The sequence below is a fragment of the Rhizobium changzhiense genome (assembly GCF_013087625.1).
GTDB classification, from domain to species: domain Bacteria; phylum Pseudomonadota; class Alphaproteobacteria; order Rhizobiales; family Rhizobiaceae; genus Rhizobium; species Rhizobium sophorae.
On sequence record NZ_JABFCQ010000001.1, the window covers coordinates 546,462 to 566,790 of the forward strand.

Genomic DNA, 20,329 nt, shown 5'->3' on the forward strand with positions numbered 1-20,329 from the left:
AGAAAATTCATTTAAAATCTTCAACCAGGACGTTTCGTAGTCATCGCATCGCCAGCGATTTCAATCGGCTCACCAGTTCATCCAAAGCAGCGTCGACCGTTTTCGAAGCCGTATCGATGACGATTGCATCGTGCCATTCGTCATAGGCTCTTTCGGAAATCTCTTGCCATGTCGGCTTCACCAGACCTTCGACGTCAGTGAGGCGCGTTTCAGCACGGTTGCGGTGCTCGGCTTTGTCCGAACAAACGACCTCGACCTCCGCCGCTGTCACCCCGGCGGCTTGTGCGACCGAAAGCCACGCTGACCGGGTTATCCGGAGCGGGTTGACGGAGTCGGCGATAACGGTTCTGCCGAGGGTCAGATTGTCGCCGGCGATACCGTAGGCCACGATATAGCCGGCAGGCCCGGCATCATCGGCAATTCCGGAGGCACGAATTGCTTGCTCGATGGTATCGACGCGCACATGGACCGCATTTAACCGCTCGGCCAAAGCGCGGGCAATCGTCGTCTTTCCACTGCCAGGCAGACCGCCAAAGATAATGAGCATCGTGACCTCGGCGTTGATTGGAGAAAGCTCCACGAGAACGTCAGGGCACCTCGCGGTCAGCGCAATACTTCACCATTAAGGCCTGGTTCGCAATTCCTTAGTCAGCACCGGGTTTTCACCACCGGCATCAACGACGCTCCACCCGAGCGCGCCGTAGAATCCCACGGCGTCTCGCGCCGCATTCACAAGCAATCTCTTGACCCCGTGTTGTGATGCGAATTTTTCGAGGCCGGTCATGAGCATCCGGCCGCACCCCTTTCCCTGGCATTCCGCCCTGATCGCGACGGTCCGCACACATGCTGTCGCATCGTCCATCAGATCGAGGCGGGCCGCACCCACCGGCGTATTTTCGAGCAGAAGCAGCAAAGGGAAATGTCCGTCCCTTCGATCATCGGGATGGTTCGCATCATAGCCAATCAAGCCGCGGGCCTCGAAGAGGATAGCGCGGCGGATGTCGTGATAGGCATTCCAGTGTTCATCCGCAGACACCTGGACGACCATGCAGGCGTCTTCGCCCTCGTTATTCGGAAATGTGGGCTCTTTCATCGGCGCCTCGATGCTCGTGGACAACCGGCCGGCAAAATCGGTGACGGCCTCACGGCTCGATAATAGGAATTTCGGACGGGAAAAGACCGAGAACAATCGCGCGTGCGTCTCGAATGAATTCCAGTTGTTGGTTCTACTCCGGTACTCAGCCACCCAACTCAAAAGGTCATCGAACTGGGTTCCGGTCTCGCCGCCCTGAATGCCTCGCTCCCTGATGTTGGCGATGCATTCCTGCTCCGGCAGATCAATCCAGATCAGGATCGTCGTGCGGTTGAGGACCATGTTCACCAGTTGCCCGTAAACGCCCTCCATGACCCAGGCGTCGCGCTCGGCCGCTATCTTGACCATCTCATCCCGCAACGCTCTGTCGCGAGCGATCCCATACCGCCCGGGCTCCCAATGTATGTCATCAAGGTGGATAACCGGATGGTGAAGCTGCTCACCGATACGACGGGCGAGCCATGTTTTGCCTGCGCCGCCATTGCCCATGATGAGTAAGCGGTCAAAGGCGAATGGCGGATTGGGAAACGTTATCGGCAACTCCGAAGACTTTGCGCTGATGCTGGTTTGTGTGACCTTAGCGCGAGGTATTGAATGCTTTCAAATCAAAACTGAGCGCGCGCTATCCTGCAGCTCTGTCCCAGCACGATCGGCGTTTCCGTCGTCCTTCATCGTCGACAGCGACGTTTCCAACGCATTGACGATACCGAGCGCCACGTTCATGGATTTCTCGACGTTGAGCGCATTGGCAGCAGCGATCTGGAGCATCTCGTCGAGGCTCGATTTGCGCATATCGTTGTAAGCGATGTAAAAAAGAACGCCCGATGCCGCGATCGTGGCGATGACGCCGCAGGCTGCCACGGAAAAAATGTTGCGTCCGGTAGCCGATTTGAACTGCATGCGCGCAACCTCCTCGAGCGGGCAGGTCGTCGATCGCGCACCGATCTATTCCGTCCCGGGTTCCCGTGACCGAGAACTGATTTCGAGATATGCCTGCACGTCGCGGAAATCGTTCGCAATTTAGAGAATACGGAGAGGCTGTTAATTTGCTGTATATTGCGGCAGCTTTACCTATGACAAGGCAGCCTGCTGCGCCTCTTTTAAGACGCGCAGATGCGGTGCTGCTGCCGTTGGCGAAACTGTCACATCAAGACGCTATAAGGATTTTCGTTCGGCGCCTCTTGCGTCAGCACTGTTTCACCGTCAAAATTGCGACATGCCTGACAGCGACCCATCCAGTACAAGCTCCGCCCATTCCAACCGGGATCTCCCGGCCGAGGAAGCAGGCGACCATTGTAGACGGTGCGATGACCTCCGCCTCGCCTCGGGCATATCAAGGCTCCCGCAGAGAGGGCCGCTTCCCAGCCCATTGTCGATGACCGGTGGCCGCCGGGGCCCACCCGGTATTACCGATGCCCCTGACTTTCACTTCAGACGAGCGGCCTGATGGAAGCTGCACTAATGTCAACACGATGATGGAAAGACGATAGGCGATGCGTCTATAGTAGCGTCCCTTCGAATGCCTCGCCGCTTCGCCTGACGAATGCGGCATTACAACCTCAACGAATAGGGTCCCTGTGTTTCTGGAAATTGGAATTGTGGCGTTTCTCACCATCCTGAATGGTGTGCTTGCCATGTCGGAGCTGGCCGTCGTGTCTTCGCGAACGGCCCGCCTAAAAGTTCTCTCCGACAACGGGAGCAAGGGTGCCGCTCAAGCGATCAAACTTGCGGAAAACCCCGGTCGTTTCCTCTCTACGGTGCAGATCGGCATTACGCTGGTCGGCGTTCTATCCGGCGCCTTTTCAGGAGCCACACTCGGCGCTCGCCTGAGCGGATGGCTGGAAGCACAAGGGATGTCATCGACGGCCGCCGATGCCATTGGCGTCGGTTCAGTCGTTGTGGCAATCACATATCTTTCGCTGATCATCGGCGAACTTGTTCCCAAGCAGATCGCATTGCGAGAACCCGAAGCGGTTGCGGCCAAGGTCGCACCCGCCATGGCAGTCCTGTCAAAAATCGCGCTGCCACTCGTTTGGCTTCTGAACGCCTCCGGAAATCTTGTGCTGAAGCTCTTGGGCCAGGCAGGAAAAGGTGGCGACAATGTCTCCGATGCAGAGATCAAAACTGTTCTGGCCGAGGCGCAGTCGGCTGGCGTTATCGAAAGCGAAGAATCGGCGATGATCTCAGGCGTCATGCGGCTGGCGGACCGCACCGCCCGAGCGCTTATGACGCCCCGACGGGACGTCGAAATCATTGATATTGACGACAGCCTCGATGAAATTCGGACCCAGTTGCACAGGACGAAGCGGTCGCGGTTGCCCGTTCGAAAAGGCAGTTCGGACGAGGTGATCGGCATTCTTCCGGTCAAGGACTTCTACGACTCGATGTCCGAACACGGCAGTGTCGACATCAAGGCTCTGACGCAAGACGTCCCGGTGGTTTCAGACCTTTCAACTGCCATCAATGTCATTGAAGCCATCCGGAAATCGCCCGTTCATATGGTGCTGGTTTTCGACGAGTACGGCCACTTCGAGGGGATTGTCTCGTCGGGTGACATTTTGGAAGCAATCATGGGGGCTCTGCAGGAGGGACCTGTCGATGAACAGGCCATCGCTCGTCGAGACGACGGGTCTTATCTCGTGTCGGGCTGGACGCCGATTGACGAATTCGCTGAATTCTTAAACCTCAGGCTCGATGACGATCTGGAATATCAAACTGTGGCCGGCCTGGTGTTGGAGGAGCTGAAACATCTGCCCGAATTGGGGGAGAGCTTCACGAGAGGTGGATGGCGCTTCGAGGTCATCGATCTCGACGGGAGGCGCGTCGACAAAATACTTGTGTCTGAAGATCGAGGGTGACGGCTTGGCCCGTGCCGTCAAGATCGACGGCAGCAACATCGACACCATCCGCATGGAAGACGTGATCCGACACCAGGAGGTACCGCCATGGCATGGTCCGCCAGCCAATATGTGAAATTCGAGGACGAACGCACGCGACCGGCGCGCGATCTTCTGGCACAGGTGCCGTTGCAGAGTCTTCGTCGCGCCATCGACCTCGGCTGCGGGCCGGGCAATTCCACCGAACTCATCATCGAGCGTTATGGGGCTGCCGGCGTCTCCGGCCTCGACAGCGACATCAACATGCTGGAGGCGGCGCGCAAAAGGCTGCCGGGCACAGCCTTCGTCGAGGCTGATCTCGGCATCTGGCAGCCGACTGAGCCCGCCGACCTTTTGTTTGCCAATGCCGTCTTCCAATGGCTGCCCGATCATCTCGATATCTTCGAGAGGCTGATGGACGGGCTTTCCGAAGGCGGCGTGCTGGCCGTGCAGATGCCCGACAATCTCGGCGAACCCTCGCATCTGACGATGGAGGAGACCGCCCATGCCGGCCCGTGGAAATCCTCCTTCGAGGCGAAGAGCGTGCGCCGCAAGCCGCTGCCGCCGCCATCCATCTATTACAGCCGACTGATCGCCAAATCCTCGCGTGTCGATATCTGGCACACCGTCTACAATCACCCGATGGCGGATGCAGCGGCGATCGTCGAATGGGTGAAGGGAACCGGGTTGATGCCCTATCTCACCCATGTCGGCGAAGAGCATCGCGAGGCCTTCCTGGCCGATTACCTGGTGCGGTTGGAAAAGGCCTATCCCAAGATGTCGGACGGGCGGGTGCTGCTCAGGTTTCCGAGGATCTTCGTGGTGGCTGTGAAAGGGTAATCGGCCGCGCCCAACCAAGGTGACGCGAGCTCGAACGCCCAGAAGGTGTCAAATGCTTGTTATCCCTCGCCTGCATATGTTGCGGCAAAGCCGGCGCGCAGTATAGTCGGCCGCAAATTCCAAGGAGATGACACATGGACGCTGCCCCTACCCCGCCGGTCACCCTCGTCATCTTCGGCGCCACGGGAGACCTGACGCGCCGCCTGCTGGTGCCGGCGATCATCAATCTGACGCGCAGCCGCCTGGTGGGCGAGGATCTCCACATTCTCGGCATCGGCATAGAGCCGGGTGACGACGAGTTCCTGCGCGGGCGGCTCGACCAATTCCTCAGCCATCTGAGCGGTGAAGAGCCGACGGTGAAGGACGAAGCCTGGGAAAGTCTGCGCCGGCGCATTTCCTATACGTCCGGAGATTTCACCAAGGACGATATTTTCGTCGAGATCGGCAAGCGGCTGGGGCCGCATGCCAATGCCGCCTTCTATCTCGCGGTGCCGCCATCCTTCTTCGGCACGATCGTCGAGAAACTCGCCGTCCATGGGCTGACCAATGAAAGCGACGGCGTCTTCCGCCGCGTCGCGATCGAAAAGCCGTTCGGCACCGATCTCGCCTCGGCGCAGGCGCTCAATGCGCAGATTCTCGCACAGGTCGGGGAGAGCCAAGTCTACCGACTCGACCATTTCCTCGGCAAGGAGACGGTGCAGAACCTGATGACGGCGCGTTTCGCCAACATGATGATCGAGTCCTTGTGGAACAGCCGCTACATCGACCACGTGCAGATCACCGCTGCCGAAATCGTCGATGTCGGCAGCCGCGGCAAATTCTACGATGCGACCGGCGCGCTGCGCGACATGGTGCCGAACCATCTTTTCCAGCTGCTGGCGATGATCGCCATGGAACCGCCGAACAGCTTCGATGCCGAAGCGATCCGCAACGAGAAGAGCAAGGTGCTGAAGGCGATGCGCATCTATACGCCTGATGAGGCCAGGACGCATGGCGTGCGCGGCGCCTATGGCGCGGGCCCGCTCAATGGTGCCGAGCTTCCGGCCTATCGCGACACCAAGGACGTCTCGCCCGACAGCAGGACCGAGACCTTCGTGGCGCTGAAGCTCTATGCCGATACCTGGCGCTGGGCCGGCGTGCCCTTCTATCTCAGGACGGGCAAGGCGCTGACGGCGCGCGACACCGAGATCGTCATCACTTTCCAGCCGGTTCCCTTCGCGCAGTTTCGCGAGACCGACGTCAAGCGCCGACTGCCGCCGAACCGGCTGGTGATCCAGGTGCAGCCGGACGAAGGAATGAGCATGGAAATCTCGATCAAGTCGCCGGGGCTTTCCGTCGACACCGTGCCGGTCTCTCTCGATTTCCGCTATGCCGACAAATTCGATATCGCCAAGACGACCGGCTATGAATCATTGCTCTACGATCTCTTCATCGGCGACCAGACCCTGTTCCAGCGCGCCGACGGGATCGAGGCCGGATGGGCGGCGGTGCAGCCCTTCCTCGATATCTGGGCTAGGGATCAGAGCGTGCCTGACGCCTACGCGCCGGGCAGCATGGGGCCGGCCTCAGCCGACGAACTGATCCAGCGAGACAGGCGGCAGTGGCATGAACTCGGCGTGGTGCTGCACAGAAACGACAAATAACCGTTCCTGCTTTCTGATCTTGGACTATCCCGTCAGCGGCAGGCGTCGCTTAGCGTACGGTCGCGCTCTGCCACGCGGTACTGACGCGTTCCGGGCCGCGGGCAGGTGGTCCGATCGGACGGAATGACGACGGTGATATCACCGGTTTCGACTGGATCGAGCGGAATCATGAGACCGCCATTCGATTCCGCCCCTGGAACGGTGCCGGGTGGCATGCCGCCGAAGCGGCCGCTAGAGTCCATATCAGCAAGCGCCTGAGAGAAAGCCGGAGCGGCGAAGCCGAGGAGAATGATCGAGGCTGCGGCAAGAAACATACGCATGATGCTATTCCCTATGGTTTCAGCGATGCGACAGAAACAGCAGGACGACCTCATTGTTCCCCCGGAAGCGGGGGCAGGCGATCAAAGTTTGGCGATCGGAATATAACGCCTCAGAAAGGGCGATCTCCAGCTCAATCGCGCCATCGCGACAGCAGTCTGTCGAGACCTGTCGGATAGAGTTCGATGCCGGCGTCCCGCAGCCTGTCACGGCCGAACCAGCGCGCCGTCGCCGCCGTCTCGTCGAGCTCGGAATAGTGGATTTCGTCGCGCTGATAGAGCGATGCATCGGTCAGTTCGATATCGGCGGCGAAGATGAATTCGTGACCGGTCGCGCCATGATGCTCGTAGATGTTTTCAAGCAGATGCCAGGGGCCGACGATGCGGATATCGGTCTCGAGTTCCTCTGTGAATTCACGGTGCAAGGCTTCTTCGCGGCTCTCGCCGAATTCAATGGCGCCGCCAAGCGGACGAACGCCCTTGATGCGGCCGCTGTCATCCTCCACTTCGGCTGCGAGCAGCCGGTCTTTCCGCCAGGCAAGACCGATCACCTTCACCCTGATCTGCTGCGATGGGCGCCAGACGGTCATCTGCTCTCCTTCCATCCATTGGGCAGCCGTTAATTAGCGGGCGGAGGCTGCAAGGCAAGGCGATCAGGGCCACCGCGGCCGGATACCGCCGATCACCAGACGATCGGAGGAGTAGCGACCTGTTTAACGTCAAACATTGACATCTATTGCCATCACGGTGTGACAGCTTCATATTGACGACAACGAAAGGAAAACCATGCCCAACGTTGCGCTCGGGAACCACTACGAAGAATTTGTCCGGAAGCAGCTGGAGTCCGGCCGGTACAATAATGCCAGCGAGGTTGTCCGTGCAGGTCTGCGACTCCTGGAGGATCATGAGGCGGCCCGCGAGCGCTGGCTCAATGAAGAAATTCCGGCGCGCTACGACGACCTGGTGAACAAGCCGGGCCTCGGCATCCCGGCCGAGGCAGTGCGCGCCCGCTTTGAAACCAAGCGCCGGAATGACGCGGCGAAAGCCAAGTAGGGCATGGCCTACCGCATTATCTACCATCCGAAGGCAGAAGCCGAACTCGACAAGCTCTATGCCGATATCGCCGTTGAGGCGGGAACCGGCATCGCCGGCGACTTCGTTCACGCAGTGATCACTTTCATCGAGGCCCTGGAGACGTCCCGGAACGGGGCACGGTGCGGGAAGGCCGGATTCCCGGCCTCCGGATCATCGGCTATCGGCGCAGCGTCAGCGTGGCGTTCTCAGTAAGCGGCAATAACGTCATCATATTGGGCGTGTTTGCGCGTGGGCGTGATATCACCGACGAACTCCTCGAAGAGCGACAACGGTGAGCAGACAGGCGAGCCCCTTCCAAATGAACGGCAGGTGCGGCTCCCTCAGGTTCAGCTTGCCGTGCTGCCGACTGGCCACCTCTTCAAGTGGGACCAGGGCAAAATATGATGAGCTTCGCGGCGACGCCGCGAAGGCTCTTTCTCGTCGCCGCTCAGACGAACTGGCTGAGGCCTGGGACGGAAGCGACGACCTCGTCGACGACTTCCTCGCCAGCATACTGCTTGGCGATGGCGATGGTTTCCTTGGCAAGCGAGGTGATCTCGCCCATGCCGAGGCCTTCACCCATCAGCTGCTGGCCGAGCCCCATGATGCCGCCGCCGCCGAGCGAGCTCATCAGCCCGCCGAGCAGACCGCCGCCGCCGGCACCGGCGCCGTTGAACTGGGCGACGAGATCGGCGCCGCCGGGGATCGCTTCGATCATCTTGGCGACCGGGCCATCGGCGGCCTCGCGCTGCAGAAAGCCGAGCATCATGCCGAGCGCCTTTTCGGCCAGATCAGGCGCAATACCCACGCGATCGGCGATCTGGGTCACAATTTCATTCATCGTCAGCCTCCTGTTTTTTACGTTAACGTCAACGTTAATCGAGATTCGACCGTAACTCAAGCCGACCCCTCCCCGGGCCGCACTTTGTCCGGTTTTGCTTTCAATGCAAACAGTTGTCCGCATGCGCATGCCTGCTTATAACAGGGAAACGATGGTTCGATGAAGGCGGCAGAAGCACGCCTTCTCATACAAATGGCGGCAGAGCCCCAAGGGAGCATTCCGAATGATCGAGGAAGGCAAGATTTTCATCGGCGCGAGCCGCAATCCCGATGACAGCATCAACAAGCCGGAATATCTCGACCTGAAATTCGGCAATCGCCACGGCCTCGTCACCGGCGCCACCGGCACCGGCAAGACGGTGACGCTGCAGGTGCTGGCCGAAGGCTTCTCGCGGGCCGGCGTTCCGGTGTTTGCGGCTGATATCAAGGGCGACCTTTCCGGCATCGCCGCCAAGGGCGAGCCCAAGGATTTCCTGACGAAGCGTGCCGAGCAGATCGGCTTTGCCGACTACGAATTCGACCAGTTTCCGGTGATCTTCTGGGATCTGTTCGGCGAGAAGGGCCACCGGGTGCGCACTACCATCGCCGAGATGGGACCGCTGCTGCTCGCCCGCCTGATGGATGCCTCCGAACCGCAGGAAGGCGTCATCAACATCGCCTTCAAGATCGCCGACCAGGGCGGGCTGCCGTTGCTCGACCTCAAGGATTTCAGCTCGCTGCTCAACTATATGGGCGAGAACGCCAGCCAACTTTCCAACCAATACGGGCTGATCTCCAAGGCCTCGGTCGGCTCGATCCAGCGGGCGCTGCTCGTCCTCGAACAGCAGGGTGCGGAGCATTTCTTCGGCGAACCGGCGCTGAAGATCACCGACATCATGCGCACCAGCAATAATGGCTACGGCCAGATCTCGGTGCTGGCCGCCGACAAGCTGATGATGAACCCGCGGCTTTACGCCACTTTCCTGCTCTGGCTGCTCTCGGAACTCTTCGAGGAACTGCCCGAGGTGGGCGATCCCGAAAAGCCGAAGCTCGTCTTCTTCTTCGACGAGGCGCATCTGCTCTTCAACGATGCGCCGAAGGTGCTGACCGAACGTGTCGAGCAGGTGGTGCGGCTGATCCGTTCCAAGGGCGTCGGCGTCTATTTCGTGACGCAAAACCCGCTCGACGTGCCGGAAACGGTGCTCGCCCAGCTCGGCAACCGGGCGCAGCATGCGCTTCGCGCCTATTCGCCACGCGAACAGAAGGCGGTAAGGACCGCCGCCGATACCTTCCGTGCGAATCCAGCCTTCGATTGCGCCACCGTCATCACCAATCTCGGCACTGGCGAGGCACTGGTCTCGACGCTCGAGGCCAAGGGCGCGCCTTCGATCGTCGAGCGCACGCTGATCCGCCCGCCATCCGGCCGCGTCGGCCCGGTGACGGATGACGAGCGTCGGCAGATCATGGACAGGAGCCCGGTTCTCGGCGTCTATGACGAGGATGTCGACCGCGAATCCGCCTTCGAGCTGCTGGCGGCGCGGGCAAAGAAGGCGGCCGATGCCGAGGCCGCCAAGCGGGCGCAGGAAGAAGCGGCAGAGCAACAACCGGGCACCACCTCCGGCTGGACCCTGCCCGGCTTCGGCGGCAGCAATGACGACAGCCAGCAAGGCCGCGGCCAGTCGCGCGGCAGGACGTCCGGCTACCAGCGCGAAACGGTGGTCGAAGCGGCGATGAAGAGCGTGGCGCGCACGGTGGCGACACAAGTCGGCCGGGCGCTGGTGCGCGGGATATTGGGGAGTTTGAAGCGGTAGGGCCACCAACCTCTCGCAGGGCACGTCCCCTCTCCCCGTTTTTACGGGGTCCGCAGGACGGGTCGAGACCAGTGGCTCGACCCCGGCAAGGTTAGGGTGAGGGGCAATCTCAGGATGAAGCCCGCCGAGAAAAACGGGGCGGAAAGTCGGCTCTTTTGCTTGAACCTTCAGCCTTTACTCCCTAAATTCCCCGCCATCGACCATTTCAACAGGATGTGTGCCGCAATGGATTTCAACCCGATCGCAACGCCAGTTCGCCTTGCCAACGGGGAAATCCATATCCATGCCTGCATCCATCACTCTCTCTCAACTTTCGTGGTCCACGCCTGACGGGCGGCCGCTTTTTTCCAATCTCGAGCTGAGTTTCGGGGCTGAGCGGACCGGTCTTGTCGGGCGCAACGGCGTCGGCAAGACGACGCTGCTGAAGCTCGTCTGCGGTGATATTCAGCCGCATTCGGGGACGGTATCCGTCAGCGGCAGTCTCGGCGTGTTGCGTCAGAGCGTTCAGGTGGCGTCTGACGAAACGGTCGCCGATCTCTTCGGCGTCACCGATGCGCTGGCTGTTCTTCGCCGCGCCGAAGTTGGCGGGGCAACGGCCGACGAGCTTGCATCGGCGGACTGGATGCTGGAGGCGCGCATTGCCGCAGCGCTCACTCGGACCGGGCTCGACGCGCCGCCGGAGACGCCGCTTGCGGTACTCTCCGGCGGGCAGCGCACCCGTGCCGGGCTTGCCGCGCTTGTTTTGACCGAGCCGGATTTCCTGTTGCTCGACGAACCGACCAACAATCTCGATCGCGAAGGCCGCGAGGCGGTGATCGCGCTGATGTCAGGCTGGCGGACCGGCGCCATCATTGTCAGCCATGACCGGGAACTGCTCGAAAGCGTCGATGCGATCGTCGAACTGACGTCGCTCGGCGCCACCCGCTACGGGGGCAACTGGAGCCATTTCCGCGAGCGCAAGGCGCTCGAGTTCGCAGCGGCACAACATGATCTCACTGAAGCCGAAAAACGCATGGCCGAGGTGGCAAGGAAAGCGCAGGCGGCGGTGGAGCGGCAGGCGCAGAGAGACAGCACCGGGCGGAAGATGGCTGCCAAGGGCGGCATACCGCGCATTTTGCTCGGCGGCATGAAGGAGCGGAGCGAAACGACGGGGGGCGATAATGCCCGGCTTGCCGGCCGCCGGCGCGCGCAGGCGCTGGAAGAGGCAAAGGCGGCGCGCGAGAAGATCGAAATCCTGCAGCCCTTGTCGGTCACCCTGCCCCCGACCGGACTGCCCGCCGGCAAGATCGTGCTGAAGATGGATGGCGTAACATCGGGCTACCAGCCGGGCGATCCCATCATCCGCGATCTCTCCTTCGATGTGACGGGACCGGAACGGATCGCCATCACCGGCCGCAACGGCTCGGGCAAGACGACCTTGCTGGCGCTCATCACCGGCGAGTTGAAACCCTGGGCCGGCACGGTCGGCGTCATGACCGCTTTTGCGATGCTCGATCAGAAAGTCAGTCTTCTCGATCCGTCGGCCTCGATCCGCGACAATTTCCGCCGGATCAATCCGCAGGCCGATGAAAATACCTGCCGGGCCGCCCTTGCCCGCTTCATGTTCAGGGCCGATGCCGCGCTGCAGACCGTATCGACGCTGAGCGGCGGGCAATTGCTGCGGGCTGGCCTTGTCTGCGTCCTCGGCTCGGCACCGCCGCCGCTGTTGATCCTTGACGAACCGACCAAGCATCTCGACATTGACTCGATATCAGCGGTCGAGGCCGGGCTACGCGCTTATGATGGGGCGATGCTGGTCGTCAGCCACGACGAGACGTTTCTCGAGAGTATCGGGATAACGCGGCGGCTGGGGCTGGCTGCTGGTGGGCGGAGTGGATAAATCGGGACTTGGGCGATATCGCTGCTGCCAGCGCCACCGCGGCTATTTCGCAAGAACGACTTCGGCCCAGGCTGCGACAAGGCCGATGTCCAGATCGCTGCGGAGGTGATCCTCACCCCTTGCGACCGTACCGAACACAGTGTCGAGCGGAGACCGCATGGCACTCTGCGGCTCTGATCTTGCCACATCTTCCTCCTGACGGATATTAAATCAATTGATCCTATATCCGACCATTTGGATGATGTGGCGATGGTCGGTATGGAGGCCGGTTATCGTATGATCGCCTGCGAGCTCGCGTCGGCCGGCTATCGGCGTGCTTGCTGCTCTCTTGCCTCTTTTTGCGGGCAATGTTATTTGGATCACGCAACTTTTTTGAGAAAGGAGGATCACGCAATGCAATATTATTTTCAGTTTCGCCAGCGTGGTCCCGTCAACGCCCTGCAAATGCGTTTGCAGGGCTGACCAGAGACCGTTTCTCGACATCTCTTCCTGGTCTGCCCTTCGTGGCCAATGCAGCGCCGTAAATTATAGCGCGCATTTTTCTCAATTCCCGGATCCGATACGCGCAATCCCGTGATGGCTGAATGCCCTTGGATCGCACTCGATACCCGGTCAAGACCAGAGAACGATCATGACACTCATCAATATCCGCAATCTCGGCGTGACGCTGGGCAATCCCTTGTTTTCCAACCTTAATCTCGTCGTCAATGCCGGCGACCGCATCGGCCTCGTCGCCGCCAACGGGCGGGGGAAATCGACGCTGCTTGCCTGCATCACCGGCGCGCTGGAGCCGAGCGACGGTGAGATCACCAAGGCGCGCGGGCTGACCGTCGGCCATGTCGCGCAGAATGTGCCACCTGCCCTTTTCGACACGCCGTTCTACGATGCGGTGTTGCAGGCCCTGCCGGCCGATCAGGCCGAAAGCGAAAGCTGGCGGGTCGACGTGGTGCTGGAATCGCTCGACGTGCCGGAGGCCATGCGCGGCCGGCCAATGAAGCAGTTGAGCGGCGGATGGCAGCGGCTTGCCATGCTTGCCCGCACCTGGGTGAGCGAACCCGACGTGCTTCTGCTCGACGAGCCGACCAACCATCTCGACCTTGAAAAGATCGCGCAGCTGGAAGGCTGGCTGAACGCGCTGCCGCGCGACGTGCCGGTGATCCTCTCCAGCCACGATCGCGCCTTCCTCGATGCGACGACCAACCGGACGCTGTTCCTGCGGCCGGAGCAATCATCGGTCTTCGCCCTGCCCTATACACGAGCGCGCGCCGCCCTCGACGAGGCCGATGCGTCAGAGGCCCGGCGCTACGAGCGCGACATGAAGGTCGCGGAGCAGCTGCGCAAGCAGGCGGCGAAGCTCAACAATATCGGCATCAATTCCGGCAGCGACCTGCTCGTCGTCAAGACGAAGCAGCTCAAGCAGCGGGCGGAGAAGCTGGAGGACGCCGCAAAACCGGCGCATCTCGAGCGCTCGGCCGGCGCCATCCGGCTCGCCAATCGCGGCACGCATGCCAAGGTGCTGCTGACGCTGGAGGATCCGGCGGTGACGACACCGGATGGGACCCTGCTGTTCAAGACCGGCCGGCAGTTCATCTGCCAGGGCGACCGCATCGTGCTGCTCGGCCTCAACGGCGCCGGCAAGTCGCGGCTGGTGTCGATGCTGAAGCAGGCAATCGAAAAGCCGGAGACGGCGCGCGACAGCATCAAGGCGACGCCTTCGCTGGTGCTCGGCTATGGCGACCAGGCGCTTGCCGATCTTGCCGACACCGACACGCCGATCGGCACGATCATCCGCCGCTTCGATGTCGGCGACCAGCGGGCGCGGGGCTTGCTCGCAGGCGCCGGCATGACGATCGACATGCAGGCAAAACCGATCGGCCAACTGTCCGGCGGCCAGAAGGCCAGGCTCGGCATGCTGGTGCTGCGGCTGACGGAGCCGAACTTTTACCTGCTCGACGAACCGACCAACCACCTCGACATCGACGGACAGGAGGCGCTGGAGAGCGAGCTGATGGCGCACGAAGCGAGCTGCCTGCTGGTCTCGCATGACCGCAGTTTCGTGCGGGCGGTGGGAAACCGGTTCTGGCTGATCGAGAGGAAGCGGCTGGTGGAGGTGGAGAGCCCGGAAGGGTTCTTTGCTTCGGTTGGGGGATGATGGATGGTGGGATCCGGAGCATAATTGTTGTTAACGGTGTGCCGTGCAGCCCCCTCATCCGCCCTACGGGCACTGGCCGGGGCCGAGCCACTGGTCTCGACCCGTCCTTCGGACCCCCGAGGGGAGAAGGGGGAGTCGAGACGTCGCCATGAGTCTCTTCTCCCCTCGGGGAGAAGGTGGCGGCAGCCGGATGAGGGGGCCTCACGGCACGCCGCCAACGACGCGCTAAAACCTAGCGCTTCGGCGCCACCAGGCAGAAGAAAGCGCCTTGCGGGTCGGTGGCCTGGATGATCCAGCTGCCGCCGGGGACTTCCATCGGTCCGTTGACGACCGTGCCGCCGCCTGAGGTGACGCGGTCGATCGCGGCGTCGAGGGTCGGCACGATGAAATAATAGCACCAGAAGGTCATCGGCATGTTTTCCGGCTTGGTCATCATGCCGCCGGTCTGCCTGCCGTTATGAGCGAAAAGATAATAGACGCCCATCGGGCCCATGTCGAACTCGCTGTCCTTCGTCCAGCCGAACAGCTTGGAATAGAAGGCCAGCGCCTCTTTGCCATTGCCGGCATAGAGTTCGCGCCAGCCGATATTGCCGGGGGCGTCGAAGGCCAGTTCCGGCATGGGCTTATCCATCGGCGCCGGCGTCATGATGCAGAGCACCGCGCCGTGCGGATCGGCGACGACGGCGAAGCGGCCGATGGTCGGGATGTCTTCCGGCGGACGGCGGACCGAACCGCCATTGGCGGCGAAATCCTTGGCCGACTGGTCGACGTCGTCGACATCGACATAACCCGTCCAGTTCGGCGGAATGCCCTTGCCTTCGAGTTCGGCCGGAAATTCCATCAGCCCGGCGACGCCGATGCCGTTCGCCTCGAAGATCGTATAGGTGGGCAAGCCCTCCACCTTCATTTCCGAGGTGGTCCAGCCGACGACAGAGCTGTAGAATTTCGCGGCAGCTGATGTGTCGGGGGTCATCAACTCGCACCAGATGAACTTTCCATGCGTCTCAGACATCATACTCTCCCTTTTTCGACGCCCCCTTCGGGGCCTCTTTGCGAGGCCCCTTTCTCGAGGGTGAACGCCGCGATTGTCAGATCTTGCGGGCGTAATGGGCTTCCATGAACTGCTTCCAGGAGCCGTCCGGCTGCTTGACGCTGGAGACGAAGGTGCGGTGATCGGCGTCGACGAATATGACCTGCTCGCGGTAGTCGGCAAGACCCTCGCCATTGATGTCGGGGCCTGTGGTATAGAGGTCCAACACATTGCCTGATGCGTCGACCTCGCCCTCATAGACCCACATATAGTCCATCATGCTGCCGATCCAGCTGCCGACATATTTGCCTTTTGCGTCGTTGTAACCGAGCGTCAGGATGCTGGTCGCCTCCTTGCCGTCCGGCATACGGCCGGTCCCTTCTGCGACGAACCAGATGCCGTGCAGCGAACGGACGGTCTCCGTCCAGGGCTCGCCGCCACTCATGTCGGGTGCGGTGACGGTCCAGTCGCCGACCAGTCTTTCCAGGAAGGAATGTTCCTTCAGCACTTCAGCGGTCTTCATCATCCTCTTCTCCCTTGAGTGATGGTGGTGTCTGTTTTCCGCATTCCGGACGCAAAACCGCTTACACTTCCGGCATCATGCTCCGGCTCAGTGACAGCAGGATGGCGCCTTGGCGGCCTCCTCATATTCGTCGTGGCGGCGCACGAAATTCATCGTGCTGTCCTCGTTGCGGCCCTTCGGCGCGCGGTCGAGGATCATCAGAGTGCCGATCAGTTCTTCCGGCCCGCGGGCATAACTCGAATAGGTATGGAAGAGCTCGCCCTTGTCGTTGCGGTAGAAAGCGCTGAGGCCCGGCAGTTCGTCATTGGCATCAGCCGGCTGCATCGGTGTGAAATTGTAAAAGACCTTGTCTTTGGCAAGATCCTCGGGACTGAAAGAAACGTGATAATCGAAATTGAAATCGCTGCCGAAGGAAGAGACCCAGGGAAATTGCCAGCCCATGCGCTGCTTGTAGGCGGCGATCTTGTCGAGCGGCGCGCGCGAAACGGCGACCCAGGTGACGTCGTGATTGTTCAGATGCGGCAGGGCGCCATCGATATGATCGGACAGGAAGGAGCAGCCGGTGCAGCCGGCATCCCAATCCGGGCCAAGCATGAAATGGTAGATCAGCAACTGGCTGCGGCCGTCGAAGAGATCGGCGAGCGATTTCCTGCCCTCCGGCGTTTCGAAGATATAATCCTTGTCGACCTTCACCCAGGGCAGCGCCAGACGGGCGGCGTTGACGCTGTCGCGCAGCCGCGTCTCCTCCTTCTCCTTTACCAGCAGGGCACGGCGGGCTTCGAGCCACTCTTCGCGGGAAACAACCTCGTTCTGCATGAAATGCGCCCTCCTCCGGCGCTTGCCGGTGAAGCCGGCTCATCTCCTTCTCCTTGACTAAATACATTGATATCAATAGAAATGGAGCATGTCAAATTCGATCGAGATTCCCTTTTCCACGACGCTGATGGTGCGCGACACCTGCCTCTGCCTGCATGTGCAGCGGGCAGCACGCGCGCTTGCCCGGCTGTTCGACGATGCGCTGAGGCCGGCCGGGCTGACCAACGGGCAGTTTTCGCTGATGATGTCGCTGAACCGGCCGGAGCCGCCGCCGATGGGGCCGGTCGCCGCCCTGCTCGCCATGGACCAGACGACGCTGACGGCGGCGCTGAAGCCATTGCAGCGCAAGGGCTGGGTGACGGTGATGGAGAACCCGAGGGACAGGCGCGGCCGGCTGCTGAGCCTCACCCCTGAGGGCAAGGCGGTGCTGGCAAAAGCGCTGCCGATCTGGGAAAGCACGCATGCGATGATCGACGGAAAGCTGCCGGATGGCAGCGTCGCAAGGCTGCGGCAGGATCTGCAGGCGCTGTCATGAATGACGATAGAAACGCCGAGACCGGCCGGATAAACACGCTATCCGGCCGGCAGATGGCGGCAGCCGATACGGCTACCAAGTTTTTAAGCCCGATCAGGCGACTGTGACCGGGACCTCGGTCGAGGTGCGCATCGCGTGGCTGTAGGGGCAGACGATGTGGGCTGCGGCTGCAAGCTTTTCAGCCGTTTCGCGGTCCAGACCCGGGATGTTGACCGTCAGCGCCACTTCGATGCCGAAGCCGCCGCCATCTTCGCGCGGGCCGATGCCGACCTTGGCGGAGACCGTCGTATCCTCGGGAATCTTGACCTTCTGCTGGCCCGCGACAAATTTCAATGCACCGAGGAAGCAGGCGGAGTAGCCGGCAGCGAAGAGCTGTTCGGGATTTGTGCCGGTCGCGCCGTCGCCGCCGAGTTCCTTGGGAACGGTCAGCGTCACGTCCAGAACGCCGTTTTCGGAAACGGCGCGGCCCGCGCGGCCGCCGGTGGCAGAAGCTTTGGTCGTATAGAGAATAGGCATGACGATCTCCTTTGGTTGGCCCTTCGATCGGGTTGGATTTTATTATCGCACAATTAAATTGTACACAAGTGAATTTTGCAAATTGCATTTCGAATTCGAAAAGAGGACAATCAAGCCTCAAGGATGATGGATATGAAAGCGCCCACGACGAAGACGATCGAGATACCGCAAGAGGAGAAGCGGCTGGAAAAGCAGTTGTGCTTCGCGGTCTACGCGACGGCGCATGCTTTCACCCGCGCCTATAAGCCGATCCTCGACAGGGTCGGCCTGACCTATCCGCAATATCTGGTGATGCTGGTGCTATGGGAACGCGGCGAGTTGCCGGTGAAGACGATCGGCGAGCAACTGGATCTCGATTCCGGCACGCTGTCGCCGCTGTTGAAACGGCTGGAACAGAGCGGACTGATCAAACGCATCCGCGACCTGCGCGACGAACGGCAGGTGATCGTGTCGCTGACCCCGCAAGGTCAGGCAATGAAGGGGGAGATCGATACGATCATGACGGCGATCGGGCAAGCCGCAGGCTGCACGCTTCAGGAAATGGCCGAGATGCGCGACATGCTGCATCGGCTGCGGGGCAATCTCGGGCGGGCCGGTACGGGCGGCGGCTGAACGCATTACCCGGCAGAGCCGGTATGCGCGCCGGGATCAGGGCCGTGGCTTAGCCGGCGACCGGCGCTTCTTTGCAGGCGCCGCTTTAGGTTCGGCCTCGGCCTCCTGCTGCAAACGCAACGCCTTCAGCTTCTCCGTCTTCTTGTCACGGGCCGACGCCTCGGCGGCGATAATGGCGCGCGCCGTGTGATCGGTCGCTTCCGCCTTGTCGCGAGACGAGAGCTTGGCGGGATTGAAGAATTCTCCCTTGGTGGCGGTCATGTGCCCCTTTCCCAGGTGATGGCGGCGTTACTGCATAGTTCCTTAAATCGGAATCGGCTCAAGGAATTATGCTGAAATTCAAGTGTTACAGCCTCCTTGCGCGCCTGGAAAAGACGCGCGGCGCTGCAAGCCATGGCTCCACGGCAGAAACCATGATTCACGGCTGAAGCGTGATTTCACGGTTGGGCCGTGATGCCACAATGGGCCGTGATGCCCCACGGCCTGGATTAGCGGGTGGGGCGGAGAACCTTCTTCGGTGCCGGCAACAGACCTTCGCGCTGCAGCTTCTTGCGGGCGAGCTTGCGCTGGCGGCGAATGGCCTCGGCCTTTTCGCGGGCGCGCTTCTCGGATGGCTTTTCAAAGGCGCTGCGCGCCTTCATTTCCCGGAACAGACCTTCCCGCTGCATCTTTTTCTTGAGCACGCGGAGCGCCTGATCGACATTGTTATCTCTGACGAGTACCTGCAAAACGATATCCTTCCTGTTGCGGCGGCGAGGCCGCACTGTTCAAAATTAAAACCCCGGGCCAAAATAAAAACCCGGAACTACTTCCCGATTTTGATGCTCGAAAACTTCAGCCAGGGCTCGGCGCCGTCGGACTTGGCCGCCGTCTCAGGGGAAGCCCTCGACGGAGATTCACCGGTATCGATGTCGGCCTCAGTGATGCGGCGCTCGAAATTCTCTGCGTCGAACTGGACACGATATTGTACATGCCCATGGTCGTTGGGCAGGATGCTGGAGATCCGGCACCGCTTGTCGGCTTTCGCCGTGCGGGTAAGGCCGGATTTCAGCACAATCATGTCGCCGACTTTATAGTTTGGTCTGCCCATTTCAGCGTCCCTTCGACTCTTCGGCTGCTCAATCGGTCAATCAGAACGACCGGGGGTCATTCAGGAACGACCGGGCATTCCGGAAAAGCGTGCGATCAAAGCAAAAAGGCCGGGCTCGGACCCGACCTCTTCCAGTCACTCAGCCCGCTGCCGGTATGGGCAGCTCACCGCCATCTCTGGTCAGCTCGCTGCCAGTACATCCTTGGTCAGCTTGCTGCCAGCACATGGCCAGCCTAGGCGAATGACAAATCATGCGGCCTGAAGGTTGTCGGCCGAATTCTTGCCGGACTTCTTGTCGCGGACGAGATCGTAGCGGATCTTCTGACCTTCAACGAGTTCGCGCATTCCGGCGCGTTCAACCGCTGAGATATGGACAAAAACGTCCGTAGAACCATCATCGGGCTGAATGAAGCCAAAACCCTTAGTGCCATTGAACCACTTGACGACGCCTGAATTCATAACGATCTCCTTTTCAACCGTTTGTGTTCGCCTGCGGAAAGATATCCGACAAGCCGTATCGATGTTGAGAGGATATCTGACGGAGCGCTCAAGCGCGTGGACAAAGGTCGCAAGCAATTCGATACGCACCATGTAGGATATTTGCCGAATTAAGCAATGGTATTTCGGAAAATAATTCTCTCGCGGGCACAAAATGAAGCTGTTGCCCCAGGGGAAAGCACCCTTTTCCGCGGGGGCAAAGCAT

23 protein-coding genes and 3 pseudogenes are annotated in these 20,329 nt (G+C 60.8%); 10 read left to right on the forward strand and 16 right to left on the reverse strand.

Going from position 1 to position 20,329, the window contains the following annotated elements; all coding sequences use genetic code 11:
* Positions 1-40: 40 nt before the first annotated feature.
* The 4 genes and pseudogenes from G9X68_RS02730 to G9X68_RS02745 form a co-directional block, all read right to left on the reverse strand.
* Positions 41-547: a P-loop nucleotide/nucleoside kinase family protein gene (locus tag G9X68_RS02730; RefSeq protein WP_171602135.1), complete on the reverse strand. Its 507-nt coding sequence runs from the start codon at positions 545-547 to the stop codon at positions 41-43.
* Positions 548-622: 75 nt separating this feature from the next.
* A complete protein-coding gene (locus G9X68_RS02735) occupies positions 623-1,093 on the reverse strand; it encodes a GNAT family N-acetyltransferase (RefSeq protein ID WP_171601173.1) in 471 nt (156 codons plus the stop codon).
* Positions 1,068-1,627, reverse strand: a pseudogene (locus tag G9X68_RS32265) (P-loop NTPase family protein). Before G9X68_RS32265 ends, G9X68_RS02735 begins: the two are co-directional and overlap by 26 nt.
* Before the next feature lie 99 nt (positions 1,628-1,726).
* Positions 1,727-1,993, reverse strand: a pseudogene (locus G9X68_RS02745) (methyl-accepting chemotaxis protein); the annotation flags it as partial.
* Positions 1,994-2,670: 677 nt separating this feature from the next.
* Here G9X68_RS02745 and G9X68_RS02750 point away from each other — a divergent pair.
* From G9X68_RS02750 to zwf, 3 genes are all read left to right on the forward strand, one after another.
* Positions 2,671-3,951: a hemolysin family protein gene (locus G9X68_RS02750; RefSeq protein WP_168312486.1), complete on the forward strand. Its 1,281-nt coding sequence runs from the start codon at positions 2,671-2,673 to the stop codon at positions 3,949-3,951.
* 87 nt (positions 3,952-4,038) lie between these two features.
* Positions 4,039-4,809, forward strand: a complete 771-nt coding sequence (gene tam, locus G9X68_RS02755) for a trans-aconitate 2-methyltransferase (RefSeq protein WP_171601174.1) — start codon at positions 4,039-4,041, stop codon at positions 4,807-4,809.
* 134 nt (positions 4,810-4,943) lie between these two features.
* A complete protein-coding gene (gene zwf, locus G9X68_RS02760) occupies positions 4,944-6,452 on the forward strand; it encodes a glucose-6-phosphate dehydrogenase (protein WP_171601175.1) in 1,509 nt (502 codons plus the stop codon).
* A gap of 32 nt (positions 6,453-6,484) precedes the next feature.
* Here the strand turns inward: zwf and G9X68_RS02765 are convergent, their stop codons facing one another.
* The gene (locus tag G9X68_RS02765; protein ID WP_171601176.1) at positions 6,485-6,826 is read right to left on the reverse strand and encodes a hypothetical protein; all 342 of its coding nucleotides are present in this window, start codon (positions 6,824-6,826) and stop codon (positions 6,485-6,487) included.
* A gap of 77 nt (positions 6,827-6,903) precedes the next feature.
* The gene (locus G9X68_RS02770; RefSeq protein WP_171601177.1) at positions 6,904-7,359 is read right to left on the reverse strand and encodes an NUDIX hydrolase; all 456 of its coding nucleotides are present in this window, start codon (positions 7,357-7,359) and stop codon (positions 6,904-6,906) included.
* A gap of 196 nt (positions 7,360-7,555) precedes the next feature.
* Between G9X68_RS02770 and G9X68_RS02775 the strand changes: the two genes are divergently transcribed.
* Together G9X68_RS02775 and G9X68_RS02780 are read left to right on the forward strand one after the other, a co-directional pair.
* Positions 7,556-7,822 (forward strand): type II toxin-antitoxin system ParD family antitoxin, encoded by a 267-nt coding sequence (locus G9X68_RS02775; RefSeq protein WP_033182942.1) that lies wholly within the window; start codon positions 7,556-7,558, stop codon positions 7,820-7,822.
* Positions 7,823-7,825: 3 nt separating this feature from the next.
* Positions 7,826-8,139: pseudogene (locus G9X68_RS02780) on the forward strand (type II toxin-antitoxin system RelE/ParE family toxin).
* 152 nt (positions 8,140-8,291) lie between these two features.
* On the opposite strand, the gene G9X68_RS02785 reads toward G9X68_RS02780, so the two are convergent.
* The gene (locus G9X68_RS02785; protein ID WP_003546502.1) at positions 8,292-8,684 is read right to left on the reverse strand and encodes a hypothetical protein; all 393 of its coding nucleotides are present in this window, start codon (positions 8,682-8,684) and stop codon (positions 8,292-8,294) included.
* A 223-nt stretch (positions 8,685-8,907) separates the two neighbouring features.
* On the opposite strand from G9X68_RS02785, the gene G9X68_RS02790 reads away from it, so the two are divergent.
* Both G9X68_RS02790 and G9X68_RS02795 read left to right on the forward strand, forming a co-directional pair.
* Positions 8,908-10,473 (forward strand): helicase HerA-like C-terminal domain-containing protein, encoded by a 1,566-nt coding sequence (locus G9X68_RS02790; protein ID WP_171601178.1) that lies wholly within the window; start codon positions 8,908-8,910, stop codon positions 10,471-10,473.
* A gap of 283 nt (positions 10,474-10,756) precedes the next feature.
* Positions 10,757-12,352 carry an ABC-F family ATP-binding cassette domain-containing protein gene (locus tag G9X68_RS02795; RefSeq protein WP_171601179.1) on the forward strand — a complete coding sequence of 532 codons (1,596 nt, stop codon included), beginning with the start codon at positions 10,757-10,759 and terminating at the stop codon, positions 12,350-12,352.
* A gap of 42 nt (positions 12,353-12,394) precedes the next feature.
* On the opposite strand, the gene G9X68_RS02800 is transcribed toward G9X68_RS02795, so the two are convergent.
* Entirely contained in the window at positions 12,395-12,538 is a 144-nt protein-coding gene (locus G9X68_RS02800; protein WP_171600821.1) for a nucleotidyltransferase family protein, read from the reverse strand.
* Between the two features lie 445 nt (positions 12,539-12,983).
* On the opposite strand from G9X68_RS02800, the gene G9X68_RS02805 reads away from it, so the two are divergent.
* Positions 12,984-14,504 carry an ABC-F family ATP-binding cassette domain-containing protein gene (locus G9X68_RS02805; protein ID WP_171601180.1) on the forward strand — a complete coding sequence of 507 codons (1,521 nt, stop codon included), beginning with the start codon at positions 12,984-12,986 and terminating at the stop codon, positions 14,502-14,504.
* A gap of 232 nt (positions 14,505-14,736) precedes the next feature.
* On the opposite strand, the gene G9X68_RS02810 is transcribed toward G9X68_RS02805, so the two are convergent.
* The 3 genes from G9X68_RS02810 to G9X68_RS02820 all read right to left on the reverse strand — a co-directional run bounded on the left by G9X68_RS02810 (position 14,737) and on the right by G9X68_RS02820 (position 16,873).
* Positions 14,737-15,516 carry a VOC family protein gene (locus tag G9X68_RS02810; protein WP_171601181.1) on the reverse strand — a complete coding sequence of 260 codons (780 nt, stop codon included), beginning with the start codon at positions 15,514-15,516 and terminating at the stop codon, positions 14,737-14,739.
* A 76-nt stretch (positions 15,517-15,592) separates the two neighbouring features.
* Positions 15,593-16,060 (reverse strand): DUF1579 domain-containing protein, encoded by a 468-nt coding sequence (locus G9X68_RS02815; protein ID WP_171601182.1) that lies wholly within the window; start codon positions 16,058-16,060, stop codon positions 15,593-15,595.
* Positions 16,061-16,144: 84 nt separating this feature from the next.
* On the reverse strand, positions 16,145-16,873 hold the full coding sequence (locus G9X68_RS02820; RefSeq protein ID WP_171601183.1) for a DUF899 domain-containing protein: 729 nt from the start codon (positions 16,871-16,873) through the stop codon (positions 16,145-16,147).
* 88 nt (positions 16,874-16,961) lie between these two features.
* Here G9X68_RS02820 and G9X68_RS02825 point away from each other — a divergent pair, with 88 nt between their 5' ends.
* Positions 16,962-17,408 (forward strand): MarR family winged helix-turn-helix transcriptional regulator, encoded by a 447-nt coding sequence (locus G9X68_RS02825; RefSeq protein ID WP_168312473.1) that lies wholly within the window; start codon positions 16,962-16,964, stop codon positions 17,406-17,408.
* Positions 17,409-17,501: 93 nt separating this feature from the next.
* Here G9X68_RS02825 and G9X68_RS02830 read toward each other — a convergent pair whose 3' ends face one another.
* Positions 17,502-17,924: an organic hydroperoxide resistance protein gene (locus G9X68_RS02830; RefSeq protein ID WP_003546481.1), complete on the reverse strand. Its 423-nt coding sequence runs from the start codon at positions 17,922-17,924 to the stop codon at positions 17,502-17,504.
* A gap of 123 nt (positions 17,925-18,047) precedes the next feature.
* Here G9X68_RS02830 and G9X68_RS02835 point away from each other — a divergent pair, with 123 nt between their 5' ends.
* Positions 18,048-18,536 (forward strand): MarR family winged helix-turn-helix transcriptional regulator, encoded by a 489-nt coding sequence (locus G9X68_RS02835; protein WP_171601184.1) that lies wholly within the window; start codon positions 18,048-18,050, stop codon positions 18,534-18,536.
* Positions 18,537-18,572: 36 nt separating this feature from the next.
* Here the strand turns inward: G9X68_RS02835 and G9X68_RS02840 are convergent, their stop codons facing one another.
* The 4 genes from G9X68_RS02840 to G9X68_RS02855 all read right to left on the reverse strand — a co-directional run bounded on the left by G9X68_RS02840 (position 18,573) and on the right by G9X68_RS02855 (position 20,085).
* Positions 18,573-18,797: a hypothetical protein gene (locus tag G9X68_RS02840; RefSeq protein WP_003546479.1), complete on the reverse strand. Its 225-nt coding sequence runs from the start codon at positions 18,795-18,797 to the stop codon at positions 18,573-18,575.
* A 227-nt stretch (positions 18,798-19,024) separates the two neighbouring features.
* Positions 19,025-19,264: a 30S ribosomal protein S21 gene (gene rpsU, locus G9X68_RS02845; RefSeq protein WP_003546477.1), complete on the reverse strand. Its 240-nt coding sequence runs from the start codon at positions 19,262-19,264 to the stop codon at positions 19,025-19,027.
* 77 nt (positions 19,265-19,341) lie between these two features.
* Positions 19,342-19,626 carry a cold-shock protein gene (locus tag G9X68_RS02850; RefSeq protein WP_171601185.1) on the reverse strand — a complete coding sequence of 95 codons (285 nt, stop codon included), beginning with the start codon at positions 19,624-19,626 and terminating at the stop codon, positions 19,342-19,344.
* A gap of 249 nt (positions 19,627-19,875) precedes the next feature.
* On the reverse strand, positions 19,876-20,085 hold the full coding sequence (locus tag G9X68_RS02855) for a cold-shock protein (RefSeq protein WP_003546468.1): 210 nt from the start codon (positions 20,083-20,085) through the stop codon (positions 19,876-19,878).
* Between the last annotated feature and the right edge of the window lie 244 nt (positions 20,086-20,329).

Coding starts and splice junctions, on each gene's coding strand:
- G9X68_RS02730 (WP_171602135.1), bottom strand. CDS start 547: ATGCTCATTATCTTTGGCGGTCTGCCTGGCAGTGGAAAGACGACGATT.
- G9X68_RS02735 (WP_171601173.1), bottom strand. CDS start 1,093: ATGAAAGAGCCCACATTTCCGAATAACGAGGGCGAAGACGCCTGCATG.
- tam (WP_171601174.1), top strand. CDS start 4,039: ATGGCATGGTCCGCCAGCCAATATGTGAAATTCGAGGACGAACGCACG.
- zwf (WP_171601175.1), top strand. CDS start 4,944: ATGGACGCTGCCCCTACCCCGCCGGTCACCCTCGTCATCTTCGGCGCC.
- G9X68_RS02765 (WP_171601176.1), bottom strand. CDS start 6,826: ATGAGGTCGTCCTGCTGTTTCTGTCGCATCGCTGAAACCATAGGGAAT.
- G9X68_RS02770 (WP_171601177.1), bottom strand. CDS start 7,359: ATGACCGTCTGGCGCCCATCGCAGCAGATCAGGGTGAAGGTGATCGGT.
- G9X68_RS02775 (WP_033182942.1), top strand. CDS start 7,556: ATGCCCAACGTTGCGCTCGGGAACCACTACGAAGAATTTGTCCGGAAG.
- G9X68_RS02785 (WP_003546502.1), bottom strand. CDS start 8,684: ATGAATGAAATTGTGACCCAGATCGCCGATCGCGTGGGTATTGCGCCT.
- G9X68_RS02790 (WP_171601178.1), top strand. CDS start 8,908: ATGATCGAGGAAGGCAAGATTTTCATCGGCGCGAGCCGCAATCCCGAT.
- G9X68_RS02795 (WP_171601179.1), top strand. CDS start 10,757: ATGCCTGCATCCATCACTCTCTCTCAACTTTCGTGGTCCACGCCTGAC.
- G9X68_RS02805 (WP_171601180.1), top strand. CDS start 12,984: ATGACACTCATCAATATCCGCAATCTCGGCGTGACGCTGGGCAATCCC.
- G9X68_RS02810 (WP_171601181.1), bottom strand. CDS start 15,516: ATGTCTGAGACGCATGGAAAGTTCATCTGGTGCGAGTTGATGACCCCC.
- G9X68_RS02815 (WP_171601182.1), bottom strand. CDS start 16,060: ATGATGAAGACCGCTGAAGTGCTGAAGGAACATTCCTTCCTGGAAAGA.
- G9X68_RS02820 (WP_171601183.1), bottom strand. CDS start 16,873: ATGCAGAACGAGGTTGTTTCCCGCGAAGAGTGGCTCGAAGCCCGCCGT.
- G9X68_RS02825 (WP_168312473.1), top strand. CDS start 16,962: ATGTCAAATTCGATCGAGATTCCCTTTTCCACGACGCTGATGGTGCGC.
- G9X68_RS02830 (WP_003546481.1), bottom strand. CDS start 17,924: ATGCCTATTCTCTATACGACCAAAGCTTCTGCCACCGGCGGCCGCGCG.
- G9X68_RS02835 (WP_171601184.1), top strand. CDS start 18,048: ATGATGGATATGAAAGCGCCCACGACGAAGACGATCGAGATACCGCAA.
- G9X68_RS02840 (WP_003546479.1), bottom strand. CDS start 18,797: ATGACCGCCACCAAGGGAGAATTCTTCAATCCCGCCAAGCTCTCGTCT.
- G9X68_RS02850 (WP_171601185.1), bottom strand. CDS start 19,626: ATGGGCAGACCAAACTATAAAGTCGGCGACATGATTGTGCTGAAATCC.
- G9X68_RS02855 (WP_003546468.1), bottom strand. CDS start 20,085: ATGAATTCAGGCGTCGTCAAGTGGTTCAATGGCACTAAGGGTTTTGGC.